The 25151-nt window shown below is 44.7% G+C and carries 20 protein-coding genes; 13 read left to right on the forward strand and 7 right to left on the reverse strand.

The window, feature by feature from the left end; translation table 11 throughout:
* Positions 1-166 precede the first annotated feature (166 nt).
* From KDM92_RS08945 to KDM92_RS08955, 3 genes are all read left to right on the forward strand, one after another.
* Positions 167-1027: an MBL fold metallo-hydrolase gene (locus KDM92_RS08945; RefSeq protein ID WP_212684009.1), complete on the forward strand. Its 861-nt coding sequence runs from the start codon at positions 167-169 to the stop codon at positions 1025-1027.
* 90 nt (positions 1028-1117) lie between these two features.
* Positions 1118-1306 carry a YgaP family membrane protein gene (locus KDM92_RS08950; RefSeq protein ID WP_212684010.1) on the forward strand — a complete coding sequence of 63 codons (189 nt, stop codon included), beginning with the start codon at positions 1118-1120 and terminating at the stop codon, positions 1304-1306.
* A 27-nt stretch (positions 1307-1333) separates the two neighbouring features.
* Positions 1334-2482: a 6-phosphofructokinase gene (locus tag KDM92_RS08955; protein ID WP_212684011.1), complete on the forward strand. Its 1149-nt coding sequence runs from the start codon at positions 1334-1336 to the stop codon at positions 2480-2482.
* A 73-nt stretch (positions 2483-2555) separates the two neighbouring features.
* On the opposite strand, the gene KDM92_RS08960 is transcribed toward KDM92_RS08955, so the two are convergent.
* Both KDM92_RS08960 and KDM92_RS08965 read right to left on the reverse strand, forming a co-directional pair.
* Positions 2556-6233 carry a sensor domain-containing phosphodiesterase gene (locus tag KDM92_RS08960; RefSeq protein ID WP_212684012.1) on the reverse strand — a complete coding sequence of 1226 codons (3678 nt, stop codon included), beginning with the start codon at positions 6231-6233 and terminating at the stop codon, positions 2556-2558.
* A gap of 360 nt (positions 6234-6593) precedes the next feature.
* Positions 6594-7910, reverse strand: a complete 1317-nt coding sequence (locus KDM92_RS08965) for a hemolysin family protein (protein ID WP_212684089.1) — start codon at positions 7908-7910, stop codon at positions 6594-6596.
* A 293-nt stretch (positions 7911-8203) separates the two neighbouring features.
* Between KDM92_RS08965 and KDM92_RS08970 the strand changes: the two genes are divergently transcribed.
* From KDM92_RS08970 to KDM92_RS08980, 3 genes are all read left to right on the forward strand, one after another.
* Positions 8204-9202 (forward strand): tetratricopeptide repeat protein, encoded by a 999-nt coding sequence (locus KDM92_RS08970; protein WP_212684013.1) that lies wholly within the window; start codon positions 8204-8206, stop codon positions 9200-9202.
* Positions 9203-9457: 255 nt separating this feature from the next.
* A complete protein-coding gene (locus KDM92_RS08975) occupies positions 9458-10078 on the forward strand; it encodes a YitT family protein (protein WP_230408253.1) in 621 nt (206 codons plus the stop codon).
* 136 nt (positions 10079-10214) lie between these two features.
* Positions 10215-11339, forward strand: coding sequence for a beta-ketoacyl-ACP synthase III (locus KDM92_RS08980; protein WP_212684015.1), 1125 nt, complete (start codon positions 10215-10217; stop codon positions 11337-11339).
* Positions 11340-11447: 108 nt separating this feature from the next.
* Here the strand turns inward: KDM92_RS08980 and KDM92_RS08985 are convergent, their stop codons facing one another.
* The 4 genes from KDM92_RS08985 to pgmB all read right to left on the reverse strand — a co-directional run bounded on the left by KDM92_RS08985 (position 11448) and on the right by pgmB (position 17219).
* Positions 11448-12146 carry a thiol:disulfide interchange protein DsbA/DsbL gene (locus KDM92_RS08985; protein ID WP_189344965.1) on the reverse strand — a complete coding sequence of 233 codons (699 nt, stop codon included), beginning with the start codon at positions 12144-12146 and terminating at the stop codon, positions 11448-11450.
* 129 nt (positions 12147-12275) lie between these two features.
* Positions 12276-13904: an alpha-amylase family glycosyl hydrolase gene (locus KDM92_RS08990; RefSeq protein ID WP_212684016.1), complete on the reverse strand. Its 1629-nt coding sequence runs from the start codon at positions 13902-13904 to the stop codon at positions 12276-12278.
* 244 nt (positions 13905-14148) lie between these two features.
* Entirely contained in the window at positions 14149-16461 is a 2313-nt protein-coding gene (locus KDM92_RS08995) for a family 65 glycosyl hydrolase domain-containing protein (RefSeq protein ID WP_212684017.1), read from the reverse strand.
* A gap of 107 nt (positions 16462-16568) precedes the next feature.
* Positions 16569-17219: a beta-phosphoglucomutase gene (gene pgmB / locus KDM92_RS09000; protein WP_212684018.1), complete on the reverse strand. Its 651-nt coding sequence runs from the start codon at positions 17217-17219 to the stop codon at positions 16569-16571.
* A 455-nt stretch (positions 17220-17674) separates the two neighbouring features.
* Between pgmB and KDM92_RS09005 the strand changes: the two genes are divergently transcribed.
* From KDM92_RS09005 to KDM92_RS09025, 5 genes are all read left to right on the forward strand, one after another.
* Positions 17675-18022: a DUF2695 domain-containing protein gene (locus KDM92_RS09005; protein WP_212684019.1), complete on the forward strand. Its 348-nt coding sequence runs from the start codon at positions 17675-17677 to the stop codon at positions 18020-18022.
* A gap of 44 nt (positions 18023-18066) precedes the next feature.
* Positions 18067-19029, forward strand: a complete 963-nt coding sequence (locus tag KDM92_RS09010) for a hypothetical protein (RefSeq protein WP_212684020.1) — start codon at positions 18067-18069, stop codon at positions 19027-19029.
* A gap of 61 nt (positions 19030-19090) precedes the next feature.
* A complete protein-coding gene (locus tag KDM92_RS09015; RefSeq protein WP_212684021.1) occupies positions 19091-19477 on the forward strand; it encodes an Imm10 family immunity protein in 387 nt (128 codons plus the stop codon).
* 127 nt (positions 19478-19604) lie between these two features.
* Positions 19605-19991, forward strand: a complete 387-nt coding sequence (locus KDM92_RS09020; protein WP_212684022.1) for a VOC family protein — start codon at positions 19605-19607, stop codon at positions 19989-19991.
* Between the two features lie 136 nt (positions 19992-20127).
* The gene (locus KDM92_RS09025) at positions 20128-20436 is read left to right on the forward strand and encodes a single stranded DNA-binding domain-containing protein (protein WP_212684023.1); all 309 of its coding nucleotides are present in this window, start codon (positions 20128-20130) and stop codon (positions 20434-20436) included.
* A gap of 75 nt (positions 20437-20511) precedes the next feature.
* On the opposite strand, the gene KDM92_RS09030 is transcribed toward KDM92_RS09025, so the two are convergent.
* A complete protein-coding gene (locus tag KDM92_RS09030; RefSeq protein ID WP_212684024.1) occupies positions 20512-21231 on the reverse strand; it encodes a glycine zipper 2TM domain-containing protein in 720 nt (239 codons plus the stop codon).
* A gap of 166 nt (positions 21232-21397) precedes the next feature.
* Here KDM92_RS09030 and KDM92_RS09035 point away from each other — a divergent pair, with 166 nt between their 5' ends.
* Together KDM92_RS09035 and KDM92_RS09040 are read left to right on the forward strand one after the other, a co-directional pair.
* Positions 21398-23566, forward strand: a complete 2169-nt coding sequence (locus tag KDM92_RS09035) for a S9 family peptidase (protein ID WP_212684025.1) — start codon at positions 21398-21400, stop codon at positions 23564-23566.
* A gap of 331 nt (positions 23567-23897) precedes the next feature.
* On the forward strand, positions 23898-25124 hold the full coding sequence (locus KDM92_RS09040; RefSeq protein WP_212684026.1) for a cytochrome P450: 1227 nt from the start codon (positions 23898-23900) through the stop codon (positions 25122-25124).
* Positions 25125-25151 lie beyond the last annotated feature (27 nt).

Raw genomic sequence — 25151 nt, forward strand, 5'->3', positions numbered from 1 at the left:
TGTGTTTTTCATCCTATGTGAAAAATCAAATGAACGCCAATTGCCTGTGGTTTCACACGCAGATAACTGAATTTGTCTTGCATTCAAAAACTGGTTTGCTATGATTGTCTGCCACGATTCCCATTCAAACCAATCAACGTATTCAATCAAAGTATCCAATTAAAGTATGAGACCGCAGATACAAAATTTTTTTGACCCTAGCACTTGCACTGTCAGCTATCTTGTTTTCGACCACGTTGGTGGCCATGCTGCCATTATTGATCCTGTGCTTGATTATGATCACAAATCTGGTCGTAGCAAAACGATTTCTGCGGACAAACTCCTACACGCACTCACAGAACAGCAATTAACGCTAAGCTGGATCTTAGAAACGCACGCCCACGCTGATCACATCTCCGCAGCACATTACTTACAACAAGCGGCCGGTGGAAAAATCGCAATCGGCGCGCATATCAATCAAGTACAAACAGTTTTCAAACAGATCTTTCATCTTGAACCAGCATTCGCGGTCGATGGCTCACAATTTGATCACTTGTTTCAAGAAGATGAAATTTTCAATATCGGCGAATTAACTGCTAAGGCTTTATTTGTCCCCGGTCATACGCCCGCCGACATGGCATATCAAATTGACGATGCGATTTTTGTTGGCGATACCATGTTCATGCCCGATGTTGGGACTGCGCGCTGCGATTTTCCTGGGGGCGATGCGCAAATGCTATTTGCATCGATTAAGAAGCTCTTGTCCTATCCGGATGAAACACGACTCTTTATGTGTCATGATTATCCGCCGAATGGACGAGAAGTTAGTTTTGAAACGACCGTCTTTCAACAAAAGAAAAACAATATTCATGTACATGATGGCATCAGTGAAGCCGATTTCATTGCGATGCGCAAAGCGCGCGATGCGACACTCGATATGCCTCTCTTGATTTTACCAGCGGTGCAGATCAATATTCGAGCGGGCAATTTACCACCAGCGGAAGCAAATGGAATTAGTTACTTAAAGATTCCATTCAATAGCATCTAAAAGAGCATCAGCAAAACAGTCGCAACACATCAAATTTGTTTTCATCAATGAGCTTCACTTTTCGTTTTTTTACTTCATCAGGAGAGCGCTATGAAAGTCAACGTCGGAACTACAGATCGTCTAATTCGAATCATTGCCGGAGTCGCTTTAATCGCAGGCGCTGCGACAGGCTATATAGGCATGTGGGGCTACATCGGCATCATCCCTATCCTTACTGGTACTTTACGCATTTGCCCTGCTTATTTGCCGTTCGGTATCTCTACCTGTAAAAAAGATTAATCCACTTCGTTTGCATCTGGAGTTTGCATGAATAATAGCCCTCTTCCAACCACAACACTCAAGCCAATTCGACGAATCGCGATTAGCACCGGCGGTGGCGATGCGCCGGGCTTAAACGCAGTGATTCGAGCAGTGGTGCTCGCTGCATTACAACGTGGTTGGGAATGCTTTGGGATACGCGAGGGCTTTAATGGCATTCTGCGACCAGATCGTTTTCCGGTCGATGGCGTATTCAAAATCAGTAAAGACCAAGTGCGCGGTATTAGCCATCTCGGCGGCACCATGCTTGGCACCACAAATCACGGCAACCCCATGCGTTTTGTCATGAGAAATCCAGACGGTAGCGAATATGAAGTTGATCGCACCGACGATATTATTCAACACCTACGCCAGATGCAGGTCGATGCATTGATTTGTGTAGGTGGTGATGGAACGCTGACCATCGCCCATGCGTTGCACCAACGTGGATTGGCACAAGGCTTGCGTGTGATTGGTGTACCGAAAACGATTGATAATGATTTGGACAAAACCTACACCACCTTCGGTTTCGACACAGCAGTCGCATTTGCCACAGATTGCATTGATCGCTTGCATAGCACGGCTGAGAGCCATCGCCGAATTATGGTAGTCGAAGTGATGGGACGCTACGCAGGCTGGATCGCCTTACATGCAGGAATGGCGAGCACCGCACATGCGATCTTGATCCCAGAAATTCCCTACGACATCGAGCAAGTGGCAAAAAAAGTTCATGCCCGCACCAAAGCTGGTCGTCATTACAGCATCGTCGTAGTCGCAGAAGGCGCGCGCGCAAAAGACGGTCAACGCGTGCTAGAAGAACAAGCGCAACTAGGTGGCGTTGAACGCTTAGGAGGCATAGGTGAGCAACTCGTACGCCAACTCGAAGCGCTTACTGGAAAAGAAGCGCGTGCAGTGGTTCTTGGTCATCTACTGCGTGGCGGTAGCCCCACTTCTTTCGATCGTTTGTCAGCATTGCGTTTTGGCGCAGCGGCGGTTCGTGCATTGGACCAAGGCTTTTCTGGCATTATGATTTCGCTGGCATTCCCGAATGTTGAATACGTCAACTTAGATGAGGTCGCGGGCAGAATGAAAGCAGTTCCCTTGGATGGAGATACTTTGCAAACTGGGCGCGATATTGGTATTTGCTTCGGAGACTAACGATGCTGATTCAGCATTGTTAAACGATCTCGCATATATACGTGCACATACATGCGCATAGATAGAAGCACAACTAAATAACTTCACGCCCCTGCAAGAATTCTTGAAACTTGAGCGCATCTAATGGCTGGGCAAAAAAGTAGCCCTGCACTTCGTCACATTGATGCGCTTGTAAAAACTCAAGCTGCTCATTGGTTTCAACGCCTTCGGCAATCGTGCGCATGCCAAGACTCTTCGCCATACTGATCACCGCGCTGATGATCGCCTTATCCTCGGGATCAGTGCCGATATCTCGTACAAATGATCGATCGATTTTTAATTTAGAGACCTGAAATTTCTTGAGATAACTGAGGGATGAATAACCTGTGCCAAAATCATCAATCGCCATTCTGACTCCGCGATGATGTAGATCATTCATGGTTGCAATTGCAGCAGGTGGATCAAGCATCGCAACACTTTCCGTCAATTCTAATTCCAGGAATTGCGCATCTAAGCCAAGCTCTCGCAAAATTTGCGACACCGTTCCAGGTAAATCAGTATGTCGAAACTGAATTGCCGACAAATTCACCGCTATACTCAATTCGCGCCAACCGGCATCATGCCATTGACCTAATTGCGAAACGGCAGTGCGCAATACCCATTCTCCGATAGCCAAAATCTGCCCGGTTTCTTCCGCCACTGGAATAAATTCGGCTGGTGAGATTGAACCCATTTCAGGATGATGCCAGCGCAGTAAGGCTTCCGCACCAATCACTTTACCTGTTTGCAATTGAATTTGTGGTTGATACAAAACTTGTAGCTGATCACGCTCTAAGGCATAACGTAGCGCATTCACCAACTCGAGATGACGTCCAGATCGTGCCTGCATTTCTTGCGTAAAGAATCGGAAGTTATTGCGACCATCTTGCTTGGCTCGGTACATCGCTGTATCTGCATTACGCAGCAAGGTTTCTAGGTCTTCACCATCACCTGGATAAACCGCGATGCCAATTGATGCTGACACATTTAGATCGTATTGACCAAGTACATAAGGTTGACTCACCGTTTGCAATAATTTTTCCGCGACACGCTCAGCGCCAACTTCATCTGCGCCCGCTAACAGCAAGATGAACTCATCACCACCAAGACGCGAAATGATATCGTCTTCTCTGAGGACATCACGCAAACGACGCGATAATTCAACTAAGAGTGCATCACCAGTGCTATGCCCCAACGAGTCATTGATATTTTTAAAGTGATCCAAATCGAAAAATATCAACGCTAAATTACTACCCTTACGTTTAGCCGAATTGATCGCAAACTGCGAGCGCTCTTCCAACAATACCCGATTCGGCAAACCCGTCAATACATCATAGTGAGCCAAATACTGAATTCGTTCCTCGGTACGTTTTTTATCGGTAATATCCTCTTGCAAGGATAAGAAATGGGTCACCACACCATTGGCATCTCGCACTGGAGAAATGTGCGCTAATTCAATATGTTCTCGACCATCACGGTAACGGTTGATCAATTCACCTTGCCAACTTTCTCCCTTGCGTAAATGATCCCACATTTCTTCATAAGTAAACAAGGGCGTTTTTCCAGATTGCAGAATGCTCGGACGTTGCCCAAGCACTTGATCTAAACTCTGCCCGGTCTTGCTAACAAAGGCTTGATTCACATACTCAATTTTTGCATCAATATCCGTAATGATAATTATGTTGGGACTCTGTTCGACTGCTTGCGATAGCTTACGCAAGTTACTTTCTGTGCGATTTTTTTCTATAGCAAGCGCCAGAAAGTGAGAGGCCATTTCTAGCATACTCAAATGCCAAGCTTCAGGCTTCGCTGGCTTTGCGTGATAAATCGCGAATGCACCAAGAATCTGATTATTCGATGCACGTATCGGCTCCGACCAACAGGAAGCCAATCGCGCACGCTTTGCTAATTCTCTAAACGCAAACCAATAAGGATGATTGTCGATATCTTCAACTATCGTTCTTTGTCCGGTCGCCATTGCATGACCACAGGAACCAATACCATTTCCAATTGCCAATCCATCTATCGCTTTCGCAAAAAAATCCGGTAAACCAGGCACCGCACCAACACGCAAATGCACCCCATCACGATCTAACAAAACGATAGAGCAAATACTTTCCGGTATCAGATCTTCTAAATGCAATATCACGTCGCGAAACATGTGTGCTAGCGACTTGGCGCTATTAATCTGCTCCAACATAAAACTACGCAAAGCTTCGGTTTGCCTTGATCGTTGACGCCCCATTTCGAGTTCAAATCGATTCAGTGCAAAGCTCAAATCCATCGCCAATTCAACTAATAGTGTTTGAATCTCCTTATCAAATGCATTGACGTTTCCGGCATATACATTAATCACACCGCACACAGCCCCATTTTTAAATAGGGGAATCGCAGCGGAGGCTGCCCATCCATGTTGTTGCGCCAACATACCCCAATCGGTATCGCTATTTTCATTCGCAAAATCTTGTGACCAAGTGGCAATCGCATTACGTACCGCGGATACGCAGATATGCTGAGGATCGTCTACGTCCTTCACCAAATTCGTATCGGCGTCAACTTGACGATTCGATATCGCATCCGCTGCACGATCAAGTAAAAATTTCTTACGCTCCAGAATTTCGATTCCCGCGCCGAAAGCAGTGGTCGGCACGATCTCATTTTTCTCTGGCGCATACACGCCTATCCACGCCATTTTAATGCCGGCGTATTGCACCATATCGCTACAAATTTGCTGAAATAATTCTTGCTCGGAATGACTACGAACAATCGCTTGATTGCATTGGCTTAAGACATTATAGAACTGCGTCAATCGTTGATTACGTAACTCGGCCCTTTGCCGACGTGCCTCAATACTGGCGAGAGCGGTGCGTGCAACCGCGATTAAGCCCAACACACTGCGCTCTGATTGCTCAGGCACCGAAATAGGCTGTGAAAAATCTCCGCGCCCCAAATTATCTAAATGAGCTCGTAAGTCAGAAACTGGCGCCCCCAAAGTTCGATGTAAACTTTGGTAAGCACGCCAAAGCAAAGCCGTCATCAAAATGCCAGTACTGATCAACAAAATTCTGAGCCACATCGCCACCTGCTGCGCATTTTCAACCGCGCTACGTGTGCGTGCTTCCATTAATTGATGATACTCAGCAATCGGCCACATCACTCCTGCTTTCGCAACCCGATATGCTTGATTAGTTAGCATCCCCAAAGCAATTGCTGAACTTGGGGTGTTATTAGATTTGGAAAAATGCTCCTGCGCTAACGCCATTGCTTGGCGTTCGATCACGCTTAATCGATCAGAATTGTCTAAAGCTAATTGCAGTTTGGCGCGCTCGGTTGAATTAATCGCAGCTCCCTGCATTAACTCTTTAAACGCAATCTTTTTACCGCTTGATGGGCGCGGTCTTTGCTCATCGACTAGCACCAAATCCCAATAAACTTCATCATAATTGATGGGACGCTCTGCGCTGCCGTTCCGAATCGCCAGCACTTCCTCGTAATATTGTCGGTAGATTTGTTGGCCCGACGTGACATAAGCGCGAGACATGCGCGTTAAGTCTTCCGAAGATTGACGTAGCTCGTTACTCAATGCATGTGCAGCGAAGCGCGCTTCATTCGCCGAATCAACACGTTTTTCTGCTTGTACGTATATTGTAAAGATCAGAAAAAAAGCCAATATCATGACCAAACTGAGCCAAAAATTTCGTGTGAATCTCAGCAAATGATAGGTGATGATCATTGACTTTCTCGACAGGTCGTTACTAAAAAGTATATCTCTTCAGTAGAAGTGTTGACTAACAATCGCGGCAAATACTTAATTCAGATGACACGCAACAAAGAGCCAAATTCACTACCAATTTATCCAACAAAAAAGCAGTACATCTTGATTATTTATAACAGCTAAACGGCTCACCACCTTGATCGAAAACAAGAAAGCTGTCTAGTTTCAGTGTGCGAAAACAACAACACGAAAGTCCGCTATTTTCAAGGTTCTGAATATAAAAAAAGGATGCTGCGCAAACAGCATCCTTGCCACCATGAATTACCGCCAAACTAACGACTCGAATACGATAATTCAAGCAAGATGGTTCAGCATAAATTAATGCTCGTATTCAGAGCGCTCAAGCTTGGGATGGACGCGCACCAAAATGATTCTTGGTCCATTCATCTTTTTCACCACCACGTCAAATTGTGGAAACTCGATCTTTTGTCCTTCTTCTGGCAAATCCCCTAGCACTTGCATGATCAAACCGCCGATGGATTCAACTTCTTCATTATCAAGATCAATGCCCAGCGCAATTCCTAGTGTAAACAAAGGCAAACTACCTTTACCGATCAAAGTGCCATCATCTAATAAAGTCCAATCGTTGTCGTTTTGACGGAACTCATCACGAATCTGTCCAACCAAGGCACTTAATAAATTATCCAATGTTAGAAAACCGACCGGCTTACTATCACGATATCCCACCATTGCGAAGTGCGGTGCACCTTTACGGAAGCGGCGGAATAATTCGAGTGCAGGGGTATTTGGCGGAACGTATTCCACATGACGTAAATGCTTGGATAAGTCATCTAAAGATTTGCCACTTTGCTGCGCTAGAAATAAGTCTTTCAAATGCAACATTCCCAATACCGTTTCTCCATCACTATCGATATACGGATAGCGACTAAATCGATTACGTGCCGCCGTCGCCATATTCTCTTCTAAGCTAGCGTCTTTATACATCGCCACAACTTCATTGATCGGTCGCATCAAATCAGAAATCTCAAGATCACCAAAATCGAGCATCTGCGCCATGATGCTCCATTCGTCTGGCGTCAACTGTTTGCTAGCATGGCTACCACGCAAAATCATTTTCAATTCTTCTGGAGAATAGTGCGCATCGCTGCCATGACTAGCGTCCAGCCCCAACCAACGCAGCACAGCATTAGCGCTTTTATTCAACACCCAAATCGCTGGGAACATCATCCAATAAAACAAATATAAGGCGGGTGCCGTCCACAAAGAAACGCGTTCTGGGGTGCGAATCGCCATCGACTTCGGTGCGAGCTCACCGACCACAATGTGCAAGAAGGAAATCACAAAGAAAGCAAAAAATAAGGAGATGCTATGAATCCACTCGGCAGACTCGATGCCGAGTGCGGTCAACAAAGGCTCTAAGATTCGGGCAAACGCTGGTTCACCAACCCAACCTAGACCAAGCGAAGCCAAGGTAATACCCAGTTGGCAAGCAGACAAATAAGCATCCAGATTCTGATGCACGGCAACCAATAAGCGCCCACGCAAGCCGCCCACTTTGGCTAAACTACGTACACGCGTTGCCCGCAATTTGACTAATCCAAACTCCGCAGCAACAAAAAAACCATTCAGCAGCACCAAGAAAGTTGCTGCGACGATATACAAAATATTATCCAACGCCTTGCTTTCAAAAATAAACAAACGTTACTTTACCCTAGAAATACGACAACTCTGTGGCAAAAACCATAGAAGCACAAATCAATCCTGACTGAAAACCATCTCATAAGGCGATAAACCACTCTCAATACATCAATTGCGGTAATAATTCCCGTTCACGCCGCGATTTTGTCATTTCATGATTGTTAAATTCTGTGTCATCGCATTTCTATTGACAATCGTTAATGCAAAAGTGACACTCCTCAGCATTCAAGCACTTGATTCAATTGTCATTTTTTTAATGGAATAGCACAATGAACACAATCGTCCGCGACTCTTTATTACTCACATTACTCACTTCAATTGGCTTTAGCATCATCGCGCAACAAGCACACGCACATGAATACGAAGCCTTAATCAAAGCGAAAAAATATGCCGAGGTAGAGAAAGCCACTAGCCTCAAATTAGCAACAGAGCCGAATAATCCCGATGCACTCGTGGCAAAAACCGAATTGATTTTAATTGAAGGCAAAGAAAATCGACTTGATGAAGCGGGCAAAATCGCTGAACAATGCATTGCGCATAATCCCAAAAACTCCGAATGCCATGAAGCCTTAGGCAATGTGCTAGGAACCAAAGCGATGCGTGGCGGCGTGATGTCAGCGATCAGTTACGTTGGCAAAATTCGCGACTCTTTCCGCAAAGCGATTGAACTCGACCCCAACAATTTCAGTGCACGTAGTTCCCTAATGCAGTTCTATCTACAAGCTCCTAGTTTTGTAGGTGGCGGTAAAGATAAGGCAAAAGACTTGATCGTCGAAACCATTAAAGTTAGCCCTTCAGCAGGCGCATTGCTACAAGCCTCTTTAGACTTATATGAAGACAATTTTGATCGCGCAAGTTCAGTCGCATTAGCGGTAAATACGACGCAGTCGGAAGCCTTGGCTAAACATCAGCGTAATGTCTTATCTGGGATCGGCCATGCACTGATCACCGAAAAAAGAATGGCGCAAGCTGAGAAGATTTTTCAAGAATTATGCAATCGTTTCCCTGACTCAATTCACGGCTATTACGGTCTAGGTAAGGCACTGCAAGAACAAGGCAAAATCAAGGACGCCTTACCGCATTTAGAAAAATCATTAGCGATCGAAGCCAATGCGAATGTGCTGTACCGCTTAGGCAAAGCATGGCAAAGCTTAGGGGACAAAATCAAAGCCATTGCCGCATTTGAGAAAGCCCTAAGTTTTAAACCAGAGTTAGCGAAAAAAACCAAAGCAGATGCCGAAGAACAGTTAAAGGCTTTGAAAGGTTAACAGGATGAATTAACTTACTTGCATACTTGCACTAGCGCTGCACAACCGCTACGCTGAAAGTTGCAGGTGCTGGCGTATTCCTTGCAATACAAAACAGATCTAAACGATGCCAACAAAGTCGATCTCCACGGCAGTTTGACACGTATCAAGTAAAGCCTGAAAAGACGCCGCCAAGCGCCTTTTCGGGCGACAAGCAAATTACAATGCGCAATCTTTCCCATTTTGCTTAGTATTCGCTTGACCATGAAATCTGTAATGTCTACCCCACCACGCCCACCTGTTGCCGTCCCACATAATTTGTTTGAAGACGTATTGGCGATCTTAACCGGGACATTGTTGGTATCACTTGGCGTTGCCTTATTTAATCAAGCCGGCTTATTCACAGGCGGCACTGCAGGTTTGGCATTTCTGATTCATTACGCCAGCGATTATTCCTTCGGTTCGGTATTTTTTGTGTTGAACTTACCTTTCTATTGGCTAGCTTGGAAGCGCATGGGATGGCGTTTCACACTCAAAACATTTATCTCGGTTGGCTTGGTTTCGGTGATGTCTGGCTTACACCCAAAAATGGTACAACTTAGTCAACTCACTCCGTTTTACGTTGCCTTAATTGGCGGCTCTTTAATGGGAGTGGGCTTTATTGTCTTGTTCCGCCATCAAGCCAGTCTAGGCGGTATTAATATTCTGACTTTGTATCTGCAAGAAAAGCATGGTTTACGCGCAGGAAAAATCCAAATGGGTATTGATCTTTGCATCGTCCTCGCCTCGTTTTTAGTGGTCTCACCGATTGCCATGCTTGCATCCATACTTGGCGCGGTCGTACTCAACTTGGCGATTATGCTCAATCATCGACCTGGCAGATATTTAGCGGTTTAATATCCTTATTGGTTGGAATATTTCCTCTAAGTTTTGCCCATATTTAAAGCACTTACAAAATACCCGTGTAAAATCGGTGTGCTAAGCACCGCCTACAGAAGCGCTGCAATTCACTACGCCAACCGAGGAAACCCAGATGAATCAAGTCGTCATCAGCGGCACAGGTCTATACACGCCGACCGAATCTATCTCCAACCAAGAATTAATCGCCAGCTTCAACGCCTATGTTGAACAATTCAATCAGGATAATGCCGCAGCTATTGCGGCTAGCGAAATCACTGCGCTGGAACCATCAAGTGAAGCCTTTATTGAAAAGGCTTCTGGTATCAAATCACGCTATGTCATCAATAAATCAGGTGTGCTTGATATTGACCGCATGGTGCCGCATATCGCAGAGCGTAGCGATGATGAACCATCCATCATGTGTGAAATGGCGGTCACGGCAGCAAAACAAGCGCTGGAACGTGCAGGAAAAACTGCTGCCGATGTCGATGCAGTGATTTGCGCGGCGAGCAATATGCAACGCGCTTATCCAGCTATGGCAGTCGAAATCCAAAATGCACTCGGCATCGATGGCTACGGCTACGACATCAACGTTGCCTGTTCTTCCGCCACTTTTGGCATACAAGCAGCCATGAGCGCAATTCAAAGTGGTCAAGCACGAGCTGTGTTGGTGGTTAATCCTGAAATTACGAGCGGACACTTGAATTGGCGCGATCGCGATAGCCATTTCATTTTTGGCGATGCATGTACGGCGATCTTATTAGAACGCGCTGATCTAGCGACTTCTTCTCACCAATTTGCAATTTTGGGTATGAAGTTGAAAACCCAATTCTCCAATAATATTCGCAACAACTTTGGTTTTTTAAACCGTGCGGATGAAAGCGGCATCGGCAAAGCGGATAAATTATTCCGCCAGCAAGGGCGCAAGGTTTTTAAAGAAGTTTGCCCTATGGCTGCAGAAACTATCACCAATACAGTCCAAGCAGCAGGCTTAGATGTCAACACGGTGCAACGCTTCTGGTTACATCAAGCCAACTTGAATATGAATCTTTTGATTGCACGATTGATTTTGGGACGCGATGCAACTCCAGAGGAATCACCGACGATTTTGGATACCTATGCGAACACCTCATCCGCTGGTTCTATCATCGCTTTCCACAAACATCAAGATGACTTAGTCAAAGATGCAGTTGGCGTCATTTGTTCTTTTGGCGCAGGCTATTCAATCGGTTGTGTGGTGGTGAAGAAACTCAACTAAAAGCGACACTAGTACCAAATAAAAACGCCAGCCGGTGGAGACAAACAACTGCTCCGGCTGGCATTTTTTTATGCGTTCTTACTGGTTCGCAATTACACCGAGTCCCACTTATTTCGGCGCTGTCAATTTGTCTTTTTGTGCCTGCGCAACCAACCAATCCAATACCGGAAACAATGCTTGATTAGCTTGATCTTCACTTGGTCGACCATGTTCACTACCCGCCATGGATGGAGAGGTTTGAAAACGTCCATCGACAATCAAAGTCGGCCAAGAATTGATTTCATAATCAGACATCACGCGTGGCGCACGTGCTTGTTTAGTCTTGATCGTAAATGAGTTATAAGCACTAAAAAACGCCGCTTTATCAATCGTCGTTTTATTGATGAAATCACGTACCTGCTCATCCGTCATCAAGCGATTACGTTGCACATGGTAGGCATCAAACACTTGGTTATGTAATTCTTCAGTCTTTCCGATCGCATCGAGCGCAAAGAATAATTTTTGCTGAGTTTCAGCACCAGGGTTCAGAACATGGATACGTTTGAATGCAATTTTATCGCTGTTTTTCTTTACCCATTCCGCAAGGCTAGGTTCTAAATGGTGACAAAAGTGGCAGTAGTAAGCAAAAAATTCTATCACTTCAATTTTGCTTCCCGCATTGGCGGCTTGCGGTTGCGACAGCAATCGATATTCCTTACCAGCCTCTGGTTTAAGAATGCTGGCATTGCTTGCCAAGTTCAGCAAACCCAATCCAGTTCCTGCAATCAGTTGAGAAAACCGACGTCTGTTAATTTGAATAGGCGACATATTTTTATCCGTAGAAGCAAACAAAAACTCAGTATAAACGCAAATATAGTTTCGCGTGAGTGCTTCAGGATTCCCTGCAAGTTGTACGTAACTCTAACTTGTATTTGATCTTCGAGCTTGCAGTCAAATTCAGAGATGGCGTTTGACACCTATCCACGCGCCAAATGCGGGCAACAACAGACGGGCCTCTTCTTTTTGCCCTGCCAAGCCATGTCCAGACAATGCGATTGCATCTTGAATTAGCGGCCACTCGAAACTTTGAGGATCAGGCGATAAATTAAATATCGCGACCAAAGCAGGTGCTGCATCAGATTGTCGACTCAGGGCCAATAAAGGTTCTGGCACATCGTAGAACTGAATATCGCCACGCAATAGTTGCGGAATACTTTTGCGCCAACGCATCACGCGGCGTGCAAAATTTAAGACAGATTCTGCATCCTTCTCTTGCTCAGACACAGCTAAACCCCAATGCTCCATTGGCACCGGCAACCACGGTTTGGCCTTAGAAAATCCTGCATGTGCTTGTTCACTATCCCACACCATAGGCGTGCGACAACCGTCTCGACCTTTGGATTCTGGCCAGAAAGTCAGCCCAACCGGATCTTGCAAATCCGCATAAGCTAGCTCAGCTTCGGTCAAACCTAATTCATCCCCCTGATAGATGCAAGGCGTGCCCTTCAGCGTCAATTGCAAAGTCAAAATCATCTTGGCAAATGCGGCACTGGCATTGTCACGCCCCCAACGCGTATTTACGCGAGCCACGTCATGATTCCCAACCGACCACGAGGCGCAGCCATCTTTGACACGTGCTTCAAACGCTTCAACTTGTCGCCGGATATGTGCGGCAGAAAATTCTGCTGTCAACAAATTAAAGCTATAGGCCATGTGCAAACGTTGATCGCCTTCGGTGTACTGCGCCATCACTTCGAGCGCATCGTCAGCACCAACTTCACCAATAGAAATCGCTTGGTATTCATCTAACAAAGCACGCACTCTTTCCAGAAAAATTAAATTCTCTGGGCGGGAATTATCAAATAGATGGGCTTGCATACCGTAAGGATTAGACGCCGCAACATTCACGGTATTACGCTTTTCTGCGACCGGATTATCACGTAATTGCTGATCATGAAAATGATAAATACAAGCATCCATGCGGAAGCCATCCACACCGCGATCCAACCAAAAACGCATATTTTCTAAATGTGCTTGTTGCACCTCGGGATGATGAAAATTCATATCCGGCTGGCTGCTAAGGAAGTTATGCAAATAATACTGGCAGCGACGGGTATCCCACTGCCATGCAGATCCACCAAATATCGACAACCAATTGTTCGGAGGCGTTCCATCAGGTTTTGAATCTGCCCAGACATACCAATCTGCCTTGGAATTATGTCGATTACTACGGCTTTCAACAAACCATGGATGCGTCTCCGCTGTGTGAGATAAGACTTGGTCTATCATAATTTTCAAACCTAGCGCATGCGCGCGTGCGATCAATGCGTCAAAATCAGCTAGGCTGCCGAATATGGGATCGACATCGCAATAATCGGCGACATCGTAACCAAAATCTTTCATTGGCGAAGTGAAAAAAGGAGATATCCAAACTATATCGACGCCCAAGCTTGCAATGTAATCGAGCTTTTGTGTAATGCCGCGTAGATCGCCAATACCATCATCATTACTATCCTTAAAGCTACGCGGATAAACTTGATATATGACGGCTTCACGCCACCAATTTGGATGCTGAGTAGAAATCATAAAGCGTGCAATTGAACAGATTAAAGTTCGAATTAAAATTAACGATTCGTTTTAAGCTCTATCGTTATCGTCGTTAAAACAAACATATCGTAGATAAAAAAAGCCCCTCACTTACTCTCGTAAGGAGGGAGCCGAAACTCATCATCGAGCTGATTACCCCTCCGATGTGAGCAAGAAATACCCTAATAAGGCTGTAACAATAAATACTTTATCAAATACTTGTCAAAGAGTAGCTTACACCAAACTAACGCGCCACTGTCAATAGCTGTCGCGCCGGACTGCGCATTTCTTTGCCACTGACATACAGCATTAATCCCAAGTCGGATTCATTTTCTATCATGATCGCATTACTTGCAACTGTCACCTTCAACAAACTACCGCGGAAAGTAATACGGAAAGAATAGCCCTGCCACTGCTTAGGCAAACTTGGATTCAGATGCAGTGTGCCTTGACGCACACGCACGCCACCAAAACCTTCAACCACCGACATCCAAGTGCCCGCCATCGATGTGATATGCAAACCATCGTCAGTATCGTGGTTGTAATCATCTAAATCCAAACGCGCGGTACGCAAATAGAATTTATATGCCAGATCCTCGTACCCCAATGAAGACGCCAAAATCGAATGAATACATGGCGATAACGAAGATTCATGTACGGTCAGCGGCTCATAAAAATCAAAGTTCTTTTTTATCGTCTCTTTATCGTAGTTCGCTTCAAAGGTATAAATCCCTTGCAACACATCGGCTTGCTTAATGTAGCAAGAGCGCAGAATCCTATCCCACGACCAGTGTTTATGTATCGGATATTCGCCTTTAGGAATCGCTGTCATTGGCAACAATTCTTTATCCATAAAACCATCGTGCTGAATAAACACACCAGTTGGCGCATCTACTGGCAACACTATTTTTGCCGCCACATCTGCCCAGATAGCTTCTTCGTCTTCGTGACCACCAAATTGGGTTTTGACGACAATCTCAGCATAACGCTTTGGATCACTTGCTTTTACTTGGGCAAGAGATTCACGGGTGTAATTTAAAGTCCATTGCGCCAGCAAGTTAGTGTACCAATTATTGTTGACGTTATTTTCGTATTCATTTGGCCCAGTGACGCCTAACATAATGTAGCCATTGCGACGATCTGACCATTGCACACGTTGACGCCAGAAACGAGAGATCGCGATCAACACTTCTAAACCGTATTCCGCCAAATAACCCACATCACCGGTGTGATTGATGTAATTGTAGATCGCAAAACTCATCGCACCATTACGGTGTATTTCTTCAAACGTGATTTCCCATTCGTTATGGCATTCTTCGCCATTAATGGTCACCATAGGATACAAAGCCGCGCCATGCTTAAAACCCAGCTTAGCGGCATTTTCAATCGCACGACCGAGATGCTTATAACGATACACGAGCAATTGACGCGCTACTTTCGGATCAGCAGTTTTCAGATAAAACGGTAAGCAATAAGCTTCGGTATCCCAGTAAGTCACACCGCCGTATTTTTCACCTGTGAATCCTTTCGGGCCGATGTTCAAGCGCTCATCTTCACCTGTGTAGGTTTGATTCATCTGCAAGATGTTGAAGCGTATCGCTTGTTGAGCAGCGACATCACCTTCAATTGTGATATCGCACTCTGCCCATTTTTTCGCCCAAGCTGCGCGCTGCTCGCTAAGCATCGCAGCAAAACCTTTGCTGTAAGCAGCCGCCGCAGAAGTTTCTGCATTTGCTTGTATCGTCGCCTTGTCCGCATACAAGGAAGAAATCACGGCGACATATTTAATCAGGCTAACGGATTGCCCTTGTTCTATATTGCAATTGACTGTATTGCCAACTAGCTTTTCTTGAGAAAACGGCGCGATCGTATAAGACGCGTCATCACCATCATGCTCCAGTGCTAACTTAAATGCACAAGCGACATGAAATGCGGTTTTCTTAGTTTCACCCGTGATCGCTGCGCTTCCTTGCGCTGCAGTACGTGAAATTTCGACCCAAAATTGTTCGTCGTAATTGGAATCTTGGTTGACGACATTCAAGTCAAGCAAAGGTGAAAACGTGAGTTTTCCGCTGAAGTTGAGCGCTTTCACGGTATACCGAATTACTGCGTTGTCCGTATCAACAATGCTTGTAAAACGGGTAGATTGCACTTCGACTTGCTTACCAGAAGCGAGCGTAGCGACGAAACTACGCTGCAAGATGCCCTCTTGCATATTCAGCACACGTTTAAAACCAGCAACTTGCGCAGTCGCCAAGTCTAATTCTTCACCATCAACGCTGACGTTAATGCCTATCCAATTGGTCGCATTGAGAACTTTCGCAAAATATTCTGGATAGCCATTTTTCCACCAACCTACGCGTGTTTTATCCGGATAGTAAACGCCCGCTACATAGCTACCGCGTAAGCTGCTGCCGCTATATTTTTCTTCAAAATTCGCGCGCTGGCCCATCTTGCCATTGCCTATCGAAAAAATACTTTCGGAGATACGATTCAAAGCAGGATCAAAGCCTTCTTCGATAATATTCCAAGGGTCTTTTTTGATGTAGTCTCTCATCGCTATCTCATCCGTATTGGTCTAACTAGTTTCTTTTCTGAGTTCTTTCCGAAGTCTTCTCTGTATCGAAGTTTGAATCGACACTGGCAACGACTAATTACAAGTAATTACGCGAATTTAGCGAGCACATCAGTAATACTCAATCCCGCAAAATTCGGCAATACAAAATGCGCTTGATCGAGCACATTCGCGGCACCAATTCCCACCACTTTCATACCCGCGTGACGCGCTGCTAAAACACCCGCAACTGCATCTTCAAACACAATGCAATCGCTAGCTGCCACACCTAACTCTTCTGCCGCTTTTAAAAATACTTCGGGATCTGGCTTTGCTTTACTCACTTTATTGCCATCGACAATCGCATCGAACTGATCGAGTAATTGAATGCGCTCTAATATCAGCACTGCATTCTTGCTCGCTGAACCCAAGGCTACTTTCATGCCTTGTGACCGCACTGAATGTAAAAATTCGGCTGCTCCTGGCAAGATTTCTTCTGGACCAATTTGCTGGATGTACTCCAAATACCAAGCGTTCTTACACACCAACGCAGCCTCAAACTCTTCCGCATTCAAGTGCTTATCTCCTAGGCGCAAAATCAACTTCAAGGATTCAATTCGACTCACACCCTTGAGCTGTTCATTGTCATGCTCAGTAAAATCAAACCCCAAACTGTTCGCCAAACGCTTCCACGCCAGATAGTGATATTTGGCGGTATCTACGATTACTCCATCGAGATCAAATATGCAGGCTGGTTTCATAAGCTTAAGCGTCAACAAATTTAAATAAATGGCGCTCGATTGATTTTGCTAGAGTTTTCTCAATAACAAATTCAAAGCGCTTTGGATTTATACAAAGTTTAATTCAAAGCGCTTTGAAAAGTAAAGAAAAAAAGAGCGCCTTTTGTTGTTTTCTGCAATTACAAAGAGAAGGCTCAATCACCGTCTCAATAGAATCGAGCTGAAAAGGCAGCGCATTAAAAATCTTCAGCGGTAGCTTGAATTTAAATTGTTACATTATTGCAATTTAGAGTAATATTATTTATTGTAAATCTCTAGTTTTTTAGGCAATCAGGCATCACTCTCCCGTACGATGCACTGCTACTCGGCATCATCGTAGTCGGATTGATACAAAGCATAGGAATCTATTTTTTTGTCACTCTACTGGGCAAACAACTTCACAATCGCACATAAATTGATTTGGAAAATTTCTTGTAATGTTCCATCACATTGATACGATTCAAATTATGAACAAAGCCAATAAATCAGCCCAAAAAGCCAAACTCAAAGCCTGGCGTGACGGTGAGCGCATGAAGGCGCAAAACTTGTTTCCCCTAGCTGATTCGAGATTACAAGAGTTTTTTGAGATGTTGGAAAAGCTACGAGCTAAGCACGGTTGCTTTCATGATATTCGACATGCTTTGCATGTCATTCAAGCGATGCAGTTAGCAAAAGAAGACGCCGATAGATTACTCGATTGGTGCAATCAACATGGCGGCTATTGTGATTGCGAAATTGCTGCGAATACTTTTATGCATTGGCATGAAAATCGCGTTCGGACTTAAAAACAAACTTAACAGTTTCAATTTTCTGAAGTGAACTTCACAACATGAAATTACACATACTCGCAAAGTCTTACGATACTCATGGCGCACATAGTACGCTTTCCCCCATAGGCGATTTTCTACTAACTGATGCACCGAACTTTGGCGACGCAGTTGAAGAGATCACGATCACACTTTGTTTTCATGATTCTGGTCCAGCAAAACGAAGTTTGCAGGGATTACTGGAACTACATCAGGCTTATCGCGCATCACTGCCCAAAGTCACTTACCGAAAATCAAAACGACTTTTTGAAATTGAGATCGCCAGCGAATTAATGGATGGAAGAGATTGGAGATCTTCTGAAAAAATATCTCTTCCCTTATTTCAAGCTGGAGTCGAAGAAGTCTGTCACGCCTTGCAGTTAATAAAAAAACGGATCACTGCTGCGGATCAATTTGATGTTAGTGCTTTCTTAAACCACTGCGAGATAAAAAAGAACGAAGTACCGACATCACTCAACGCCCTGCAAAAATTACTGAAAGAATTAGAGATGCGCGCACAAGCAGCACTATCCAACACCTCACTCTGGGAAACCCTAGACGTTGACTGGGATTGCTTTCATCCAGATGCAATTCACACCCTTGATTCAGCATTTTTTTGGGACGACTGTGACGATTTCTCTCCGCATGGCAATGATACTGGCGCTGACGTACTAGCTGAATATTTGGAATGGGTAGAAGCACATCCAAAATCAAACCCGCTAAAACTACTTGAACTGCTCGCAAAACAATGGGGCTACGAATCATTTGCATCGATAGAAGAGGATGTTCGCGCAGATATGGTTCTCGCTTTAACGTTTTCCGAAATCAAAGTGAAAAACAAATGCGACGAGACTTTGCGAAAAATGGCACTTTCTGCACTTGAATGGCAAGGTCAACAAGCTGAGGCAGCGAAAGATTGGGAACATCGACTCGACAGAATCAAATCAATCGAAATCATAGAGGATAAGTTACGCTCACTAAATTGACCCGACACAATCCATAACAATCCATGAACAAGCTACACATTCAGTATGAAGAGAACATAACATGAGTACTTTCGAATTTCACGCAAATTGTGTTGTTACCCAAGACCCGAATTGCGAGGGTCATTTAGTGGGCTTCGCCGATCAAGATGCAGCACAAATTTATTTGATGCTACAGCGTGCGTATGAGTACGACGAACAAGATCGCGAGCTTGGTATGGATACCTATTATGTCGAATGGTGTAATCAAGAGAATTCAGGTTATGGAGGCATTCGTCAATTCAGCTTACATCGTAACTTAGCAGAACTCGTATTCGATCCTGATGTCAGTGCAGAATTAGACGGTTTACATCAAGTATCAATCAGTTTCGAGCTTGACGAAAATCAGTTTGAATTGCTCAAGCAAGCACTGCAAAAAATCTTTGAAAATAGCGACTGTTTAAAAATATAGACGATCATTTCATCAGTTGCGCTGTGAAAAAAGCCTACAACACACACATGCAATCAAACATTCGCATGACTTTTCGATTCAGCTCAACCACAATTAGACTTTCCAACACACATTTCGGAGTAGCTATATGAAACGCGTCACTGGCATAGGCGGCATCTTTTTCAAAGCAAACGATGCTCCAACTTTACACGCTTGGTATAAACGCCATCTTGGCATCGATGTACAGTCTTGGGGTGGCACCGCATTCTCGTGGTCTGATGAAGAAGGTAGACCGACTGGTGGCTCAACAATCTGGTCAATCTCGGCGAGAGAAAGCGATATGTTTGCACCTAGCTCCGCCGCTTTTATGATTAATTATCGCGTCGAAGATTTGCATGGCTTAGTCAAATTATTGAAAGAAGAAGGCTGTCAGGTGCTCGATAAAATTGATGAGTCCGAATACGGAAAATTCGCTTGGGTAATTGACCCAGAGGGAAACAAAGTCGAACTATGGCAGCCGCCAGAAGGTCAGTGAATTTCATCACATTTCATTGCGTACAAATATCTGCTTGCGAGGTACCACTGAGCTGACCAAGGTTAACCATAGCTGCGTAAGTCTGTCTAAGGCGTACTATAATGCGAACCCATTTGATTTTCAGGAGTCTTTATCTATGATCGATGCATTAATCGCTGGACGCCTACACGGGATTGCCGAACAGAGAACAGGCCATGCTGGTTCTATTTACGTTACTTGTAAAATCAAAGCGATGACCGATGATGGTGACAATATTATTTGCAATGTCATTGCGTTTCATGACGCCGTTTGTGCCCACCTACTACAACTAGAAGATGGTGCAAGTGTCAGTTTATCAGGTGCGCTAACACCCAAGGTCTGGACTGATAAGCAAGGCAATGTGCGCCCTGCCTTGGATTTGGTTGCGCACAGCATACAAAAGCTAGCTGCACGCAAAGACAATTAAAAAACGGCGACTTTGAACTGAAGCTCAATCATGTCGCCGTTTTTTCTTAGAGGAATTCTAAAGATTTTCTACAGATTAATCGTTACGAACCAAGCGTCCACCAACAAGTTTCACGCGATCACCACTACGCCATTCAGGTTCGCTCTCTGATTTTAAAGTACGCACTTCACCGTTTTCCATCTTAACGCGAACCTCATATGTGATTCGTGTACTGCGGCTCTTTTCTATTTCATTACCCGCATAACCACCACCAACCGCACCAGCAACCGTCGCTAACTTACGGCCATTACCTCCGCCAATCTGATTGCCGATCACGCCACCGATCACCGCTCCAGCGACTGCGCCGACGCCACTTCCTTTTTCTGCTTTTTGTTCAATACTGCGTACAGACTCGACCGTGCCGCATTGAAGGCAAATCGGCTTCTCAGATTTTTCTGCATTAGAATTGGACGAATTTTTCTGCGATGCTGCTTGTGTAGAATTTTGATTCGCAACCTTGCCTTCTGTCTTGATCGAACTCTGCTTTCTATCAGGAGTAGCTGTAGGCTGAACAACTTGTGCTGTCGCGGATTTTTCAGCATTCTTTACATCAACCATCGAAGCATCAGCTACATTAGAAACTTTGCCGTTCTCGCTTACATTCGCAATCTGCTGATTAACCTCAGCCTTAGGCTCGCCATTCGAATTGGGTAACAGACCTGTCATCGCAGCAACACCCACCAAACTGAATACAATGACAGAGCCAGCGGCGACTGCAATTAAGGGATGAAGAGATTTTTTCTGTTGATCACTCATTTTGTACTCGTTTTGTAGTTAGAAGTAAGAGTTTAACGGTAATACCTGATGCCTGGTTGACTAACATAAACCTCGACCAATTGATCTCACAAGAGATATCGATGTTGAACTCTATACAAAACTCTCATAAGATGCGAGTCTCACTGTTTTATTTATAAGGATTTCTATGTCCCTACATCCATGGTCCGTATTAGGCGCCACATTCGTAATTGCATTAAGCTCTTCCGCCAATGTCAATTCTCAAACAAACGTGCCTCCAACAGTTCAAGCACCAATGACAACGATGCCTGTTCCCCCAATCGCAGCAAAATCCAATTGGTCTGAAGTGCGTCACGGCGAAACCGTGACCGATGATTATCGTTGGTTGCAAAAGAAAGAAGACCCCAAGGTCATCGACTATTTGAATGCAGAAAATGCCTACACCCAAGCAATGACATCTGGCGTGCAAGCACTTGCTGATAAGTTGTTTGCTGAGACCAAAGGCCGCATGAAAGAGACCGATTTATCGGTACCTGTACGTCGCGGAAAATACTACTACTATTCACGCACCGAAGCTGGCAAACAATATGGAATTAATTGCCGTCGCCTTGCTGACGCCAAACTCAACTATGACGAAAAGGCGGTTGAAGAAGTCTTGTTAGACCAAAATGAATTAGCAAAAGGACAGAAATTCTTCATGGTGGCGGGCACTTCCGTTAGTCCAGATGATCGTTATTTAGCATATCTGACCGATACTACTGGTTATCGTCAATTCAAATTACAAATCAAAGATTTGAAAACCGGTGAGCTACTCAAAGATACAGCCGAGCGAGTCACTAGTATGGCGTGGGCGGCAGATAACAACACTATGTTCTATGTGCAGGAAGATGCAACGACCAAACGTTCTGATCGTTTATTCCGTTTGACACTGGGCGACAAAGCGACCGAAATTTATCATGAAAAGGTTGAACAATTTAGCATTGGCGTTGGTACAAGCCGAGACCGTAAGTTCATTCAATTGCAAGCATACGCAACGGATACCAGTGAAGCGTGGTTACTACCAGCGAATCAACCGCAAGCAAATTTTAAATCGGTGTTGGGACGTGAAAAAGGACATCGTTACAACGTAGAACATCGCGATGGAAGCTTATATATCCGCACCAATAAAAATGCAAAAAATTTCCGCATTGTTACTGCACCGCTGGCAAATCCAACTGAGAAAAATTGGAAAGAAGTGGTTAAACATGATGACAATGTCTTGGTTGGCAGCTATGAAGTGTTCCGAGATTACTTAGCCGTTACCGAAAAAACACAGGCATTGAACCGTACCCGCATCTTCAATTTCAAAACCAAACAATGGAAGAGCGTACAGTTCAATGATGAAGTGTATTTAGCAAATAGCGCAGGTACACCTGAATTCACTGCACAAAAATTGCGTATGTCTTACCAATCTCCAACCACTCCACCAATGGTGATGGATGTAAATATGGCGACCGGTGAACGCACGATCTTGAAACAACAAGAAGTTGTTGGTGGATTTGATGCCAGCAAATATGAAGCACGTCGTTTGTGGGCGACGGCTAAAGATGGTGTCAAAGTGCCTTTATGGGCAGTCTACAAAAAAGGCGTTAAATTTGATGGCACCGCACCTACACTATTGTACTCATACGGTAGCTACGGCATTTCTACCGAAGCGACTTTTGCGTTGAACCGCTTAAGCTTGCTTGATCGTGGCGTGATTTATGTACAAGCACACATCCGTGGTGGTACAGACTTAGGTGAGCGCTGGCACGAAGATGGTATGTTGATGAAGAAGAAAAATACCTTTACCGACTTCATCGCCGCCGCAGAATTTTTGATTCAAGAAAAATGGACTAGCAAGGATAAATTGATTATTCAAGGTGGTAGTGCTGGTGGTTTATTGATGGGTGCGGTCGTAAATATGCGTCCTGACTTATTCAAAGCGGTCCATGCTGCGGTGCCATTCGTCGATGTCATGAACACCATGATGGATGCTAGTTTGCCATTGACCACGGGTGAATATCTAGAGTGGGGTGACCCAAACAACAAAGCGGCTTACGACTACATGCGCAGCTATTCTCCTTACGACAATATCGAGAAAAAAGCCTATCCAGCGATGTTGGTCACGACCGGTTTAAATGACAGTCAGGTGATGTATTGGGAGCCTGCAAAATACGTTGCTAAATTACGTGCGCATAAAACGGACAATAATCCGCTGCTATTGAAAACAAATATGGCTGCTGGACATGGCGGCGCGTCGGGGCGTTACGATGCAATTAAAGAAGGTGCATTTAATTTTGCTTGGATGCTGTCGCAATGGGGTATCACGGAGTAACACCGACCCAGAATCACTCTAATTTTTTCGAGATAAATTAGAGTCTGAAAATGCCAGCCTTAGTGCTGGCATTTTTTTATCTCAAATCGATTGAACAAGATCGCCACAACAGCATCGCTAGCTACTCCCAACACTGCGCACAAAGTAAAACCCAATATCGACCGCGCACTACATCCCACAAAGAGTGCTTTAGCCTCATTTAAAACAACGGCTACTCAAAAAGTATTGATAAAAATAGACATTTATTTACCCATACATTACTCTGCGACTTAAAACCGTGCCTAAAAAGCATATTTTAAAAACACAAAAATAAATCGTCAGGGAGATCACTATGGACATCGCAACAAAAATCAAAACTTGGGCCGGCAATAACCTACCTCTCATCTTCGCCATATTACGTTTCATCAAACCGAATCTTGTACTTAAAGAATTTGCTTTGATCACTCGCTTTAGCGATGTGCAAGAAGCACTATCTCGTCCGAATGCGCTCGGCGTGACTTACGCAGAGAAGATGGAGAAAATTACCGCTGGCAGTAACTTTTTTCTCGGGATGAACGACACCCCACAATACACCCGCGATGTATCCAATATGCGTTTAGTAATCCGGCGCGATGACCTAGCTCAAATCGTCGCCCCTATGGTCGAGCGATTTGCGGAACAGCTGGTGAACAAAACGGCTGGACAAATCGAGATGGTTAGTCAACTCAGTAGCATCGTTCCTTGCCAATTTAGTGCTGCATATTTGGGCGTTGCAGGGCCAAGTCAAATAGAACTATTCGACTGGACTAGCAGTATGTTCGCCTACTTGTTTTATCCCAATAATCCCGCAGAAGTTGATCAAGCTGCACTCGCCAACAGCGTAAAAACTTGTGCCTATTTGGATCAACTCATTGCGCAAAGAAAACTAGCACTAACGCAAAATACAGCATCAAATCAAATCAGCGACGATGTACTTAGTCGGTGTCTGCAATTGCAAGCAAGTGGCACGCCAGGCATGAGCGATCTGGAGATTCGTAACAACTTGATTGGCATCATTATTGGTCTAATGCCGACCACTTCTAAATGCGCGGTCTTGGTCATCGACTATTTACTTGATCATCCCGCGTTACTTGCCGAGGCACAAGCAGCAGCGCTACAAGACGATAATGAAAAACTCCGTAAGTTCGTGCTTGAGGCATTACGATTCAATAGCTTTGGCGCCGGAATTTTCCGTATCGCCAATGAAGACTACGTGATCGCCAGTGGTAGTTTGCGCGCAAAGAAAATCAAAAAAGGCACTAAGGTCTTAGTCGCATTGCAATCAGCGATGTTGGATGGACGCGCACTCGATGATCCAAAATCTTTCCGACTCGATCGCCCTGATTATCATTACATGCACTTTGGTTATGGCATGCACACCTGCTTTGGTCAATACATCAATATGGTGCAAATTCCCATGATTATCAAAGCCTTGCTTCGCAAAAAAAATCTACGCCGTGTACCTGGAGATGACGGCAAAGTTCGCTATCAAAATAGCTTCCCGACTAGTTTGCATTTGTCTTTCGATCAGGTGTCGTAAGTGACTCAATAGATGTCGGCATACTCA

The organism is Affinundibacterium baiyunense, assembly GCF_018139645.1.
GTDB lineage: Bacteria > Pseudomonadota > Gammaproteobacteria > Burkholderiales > Burkholderiaceae_D > Undibacterium > Undibacterium baiyunense.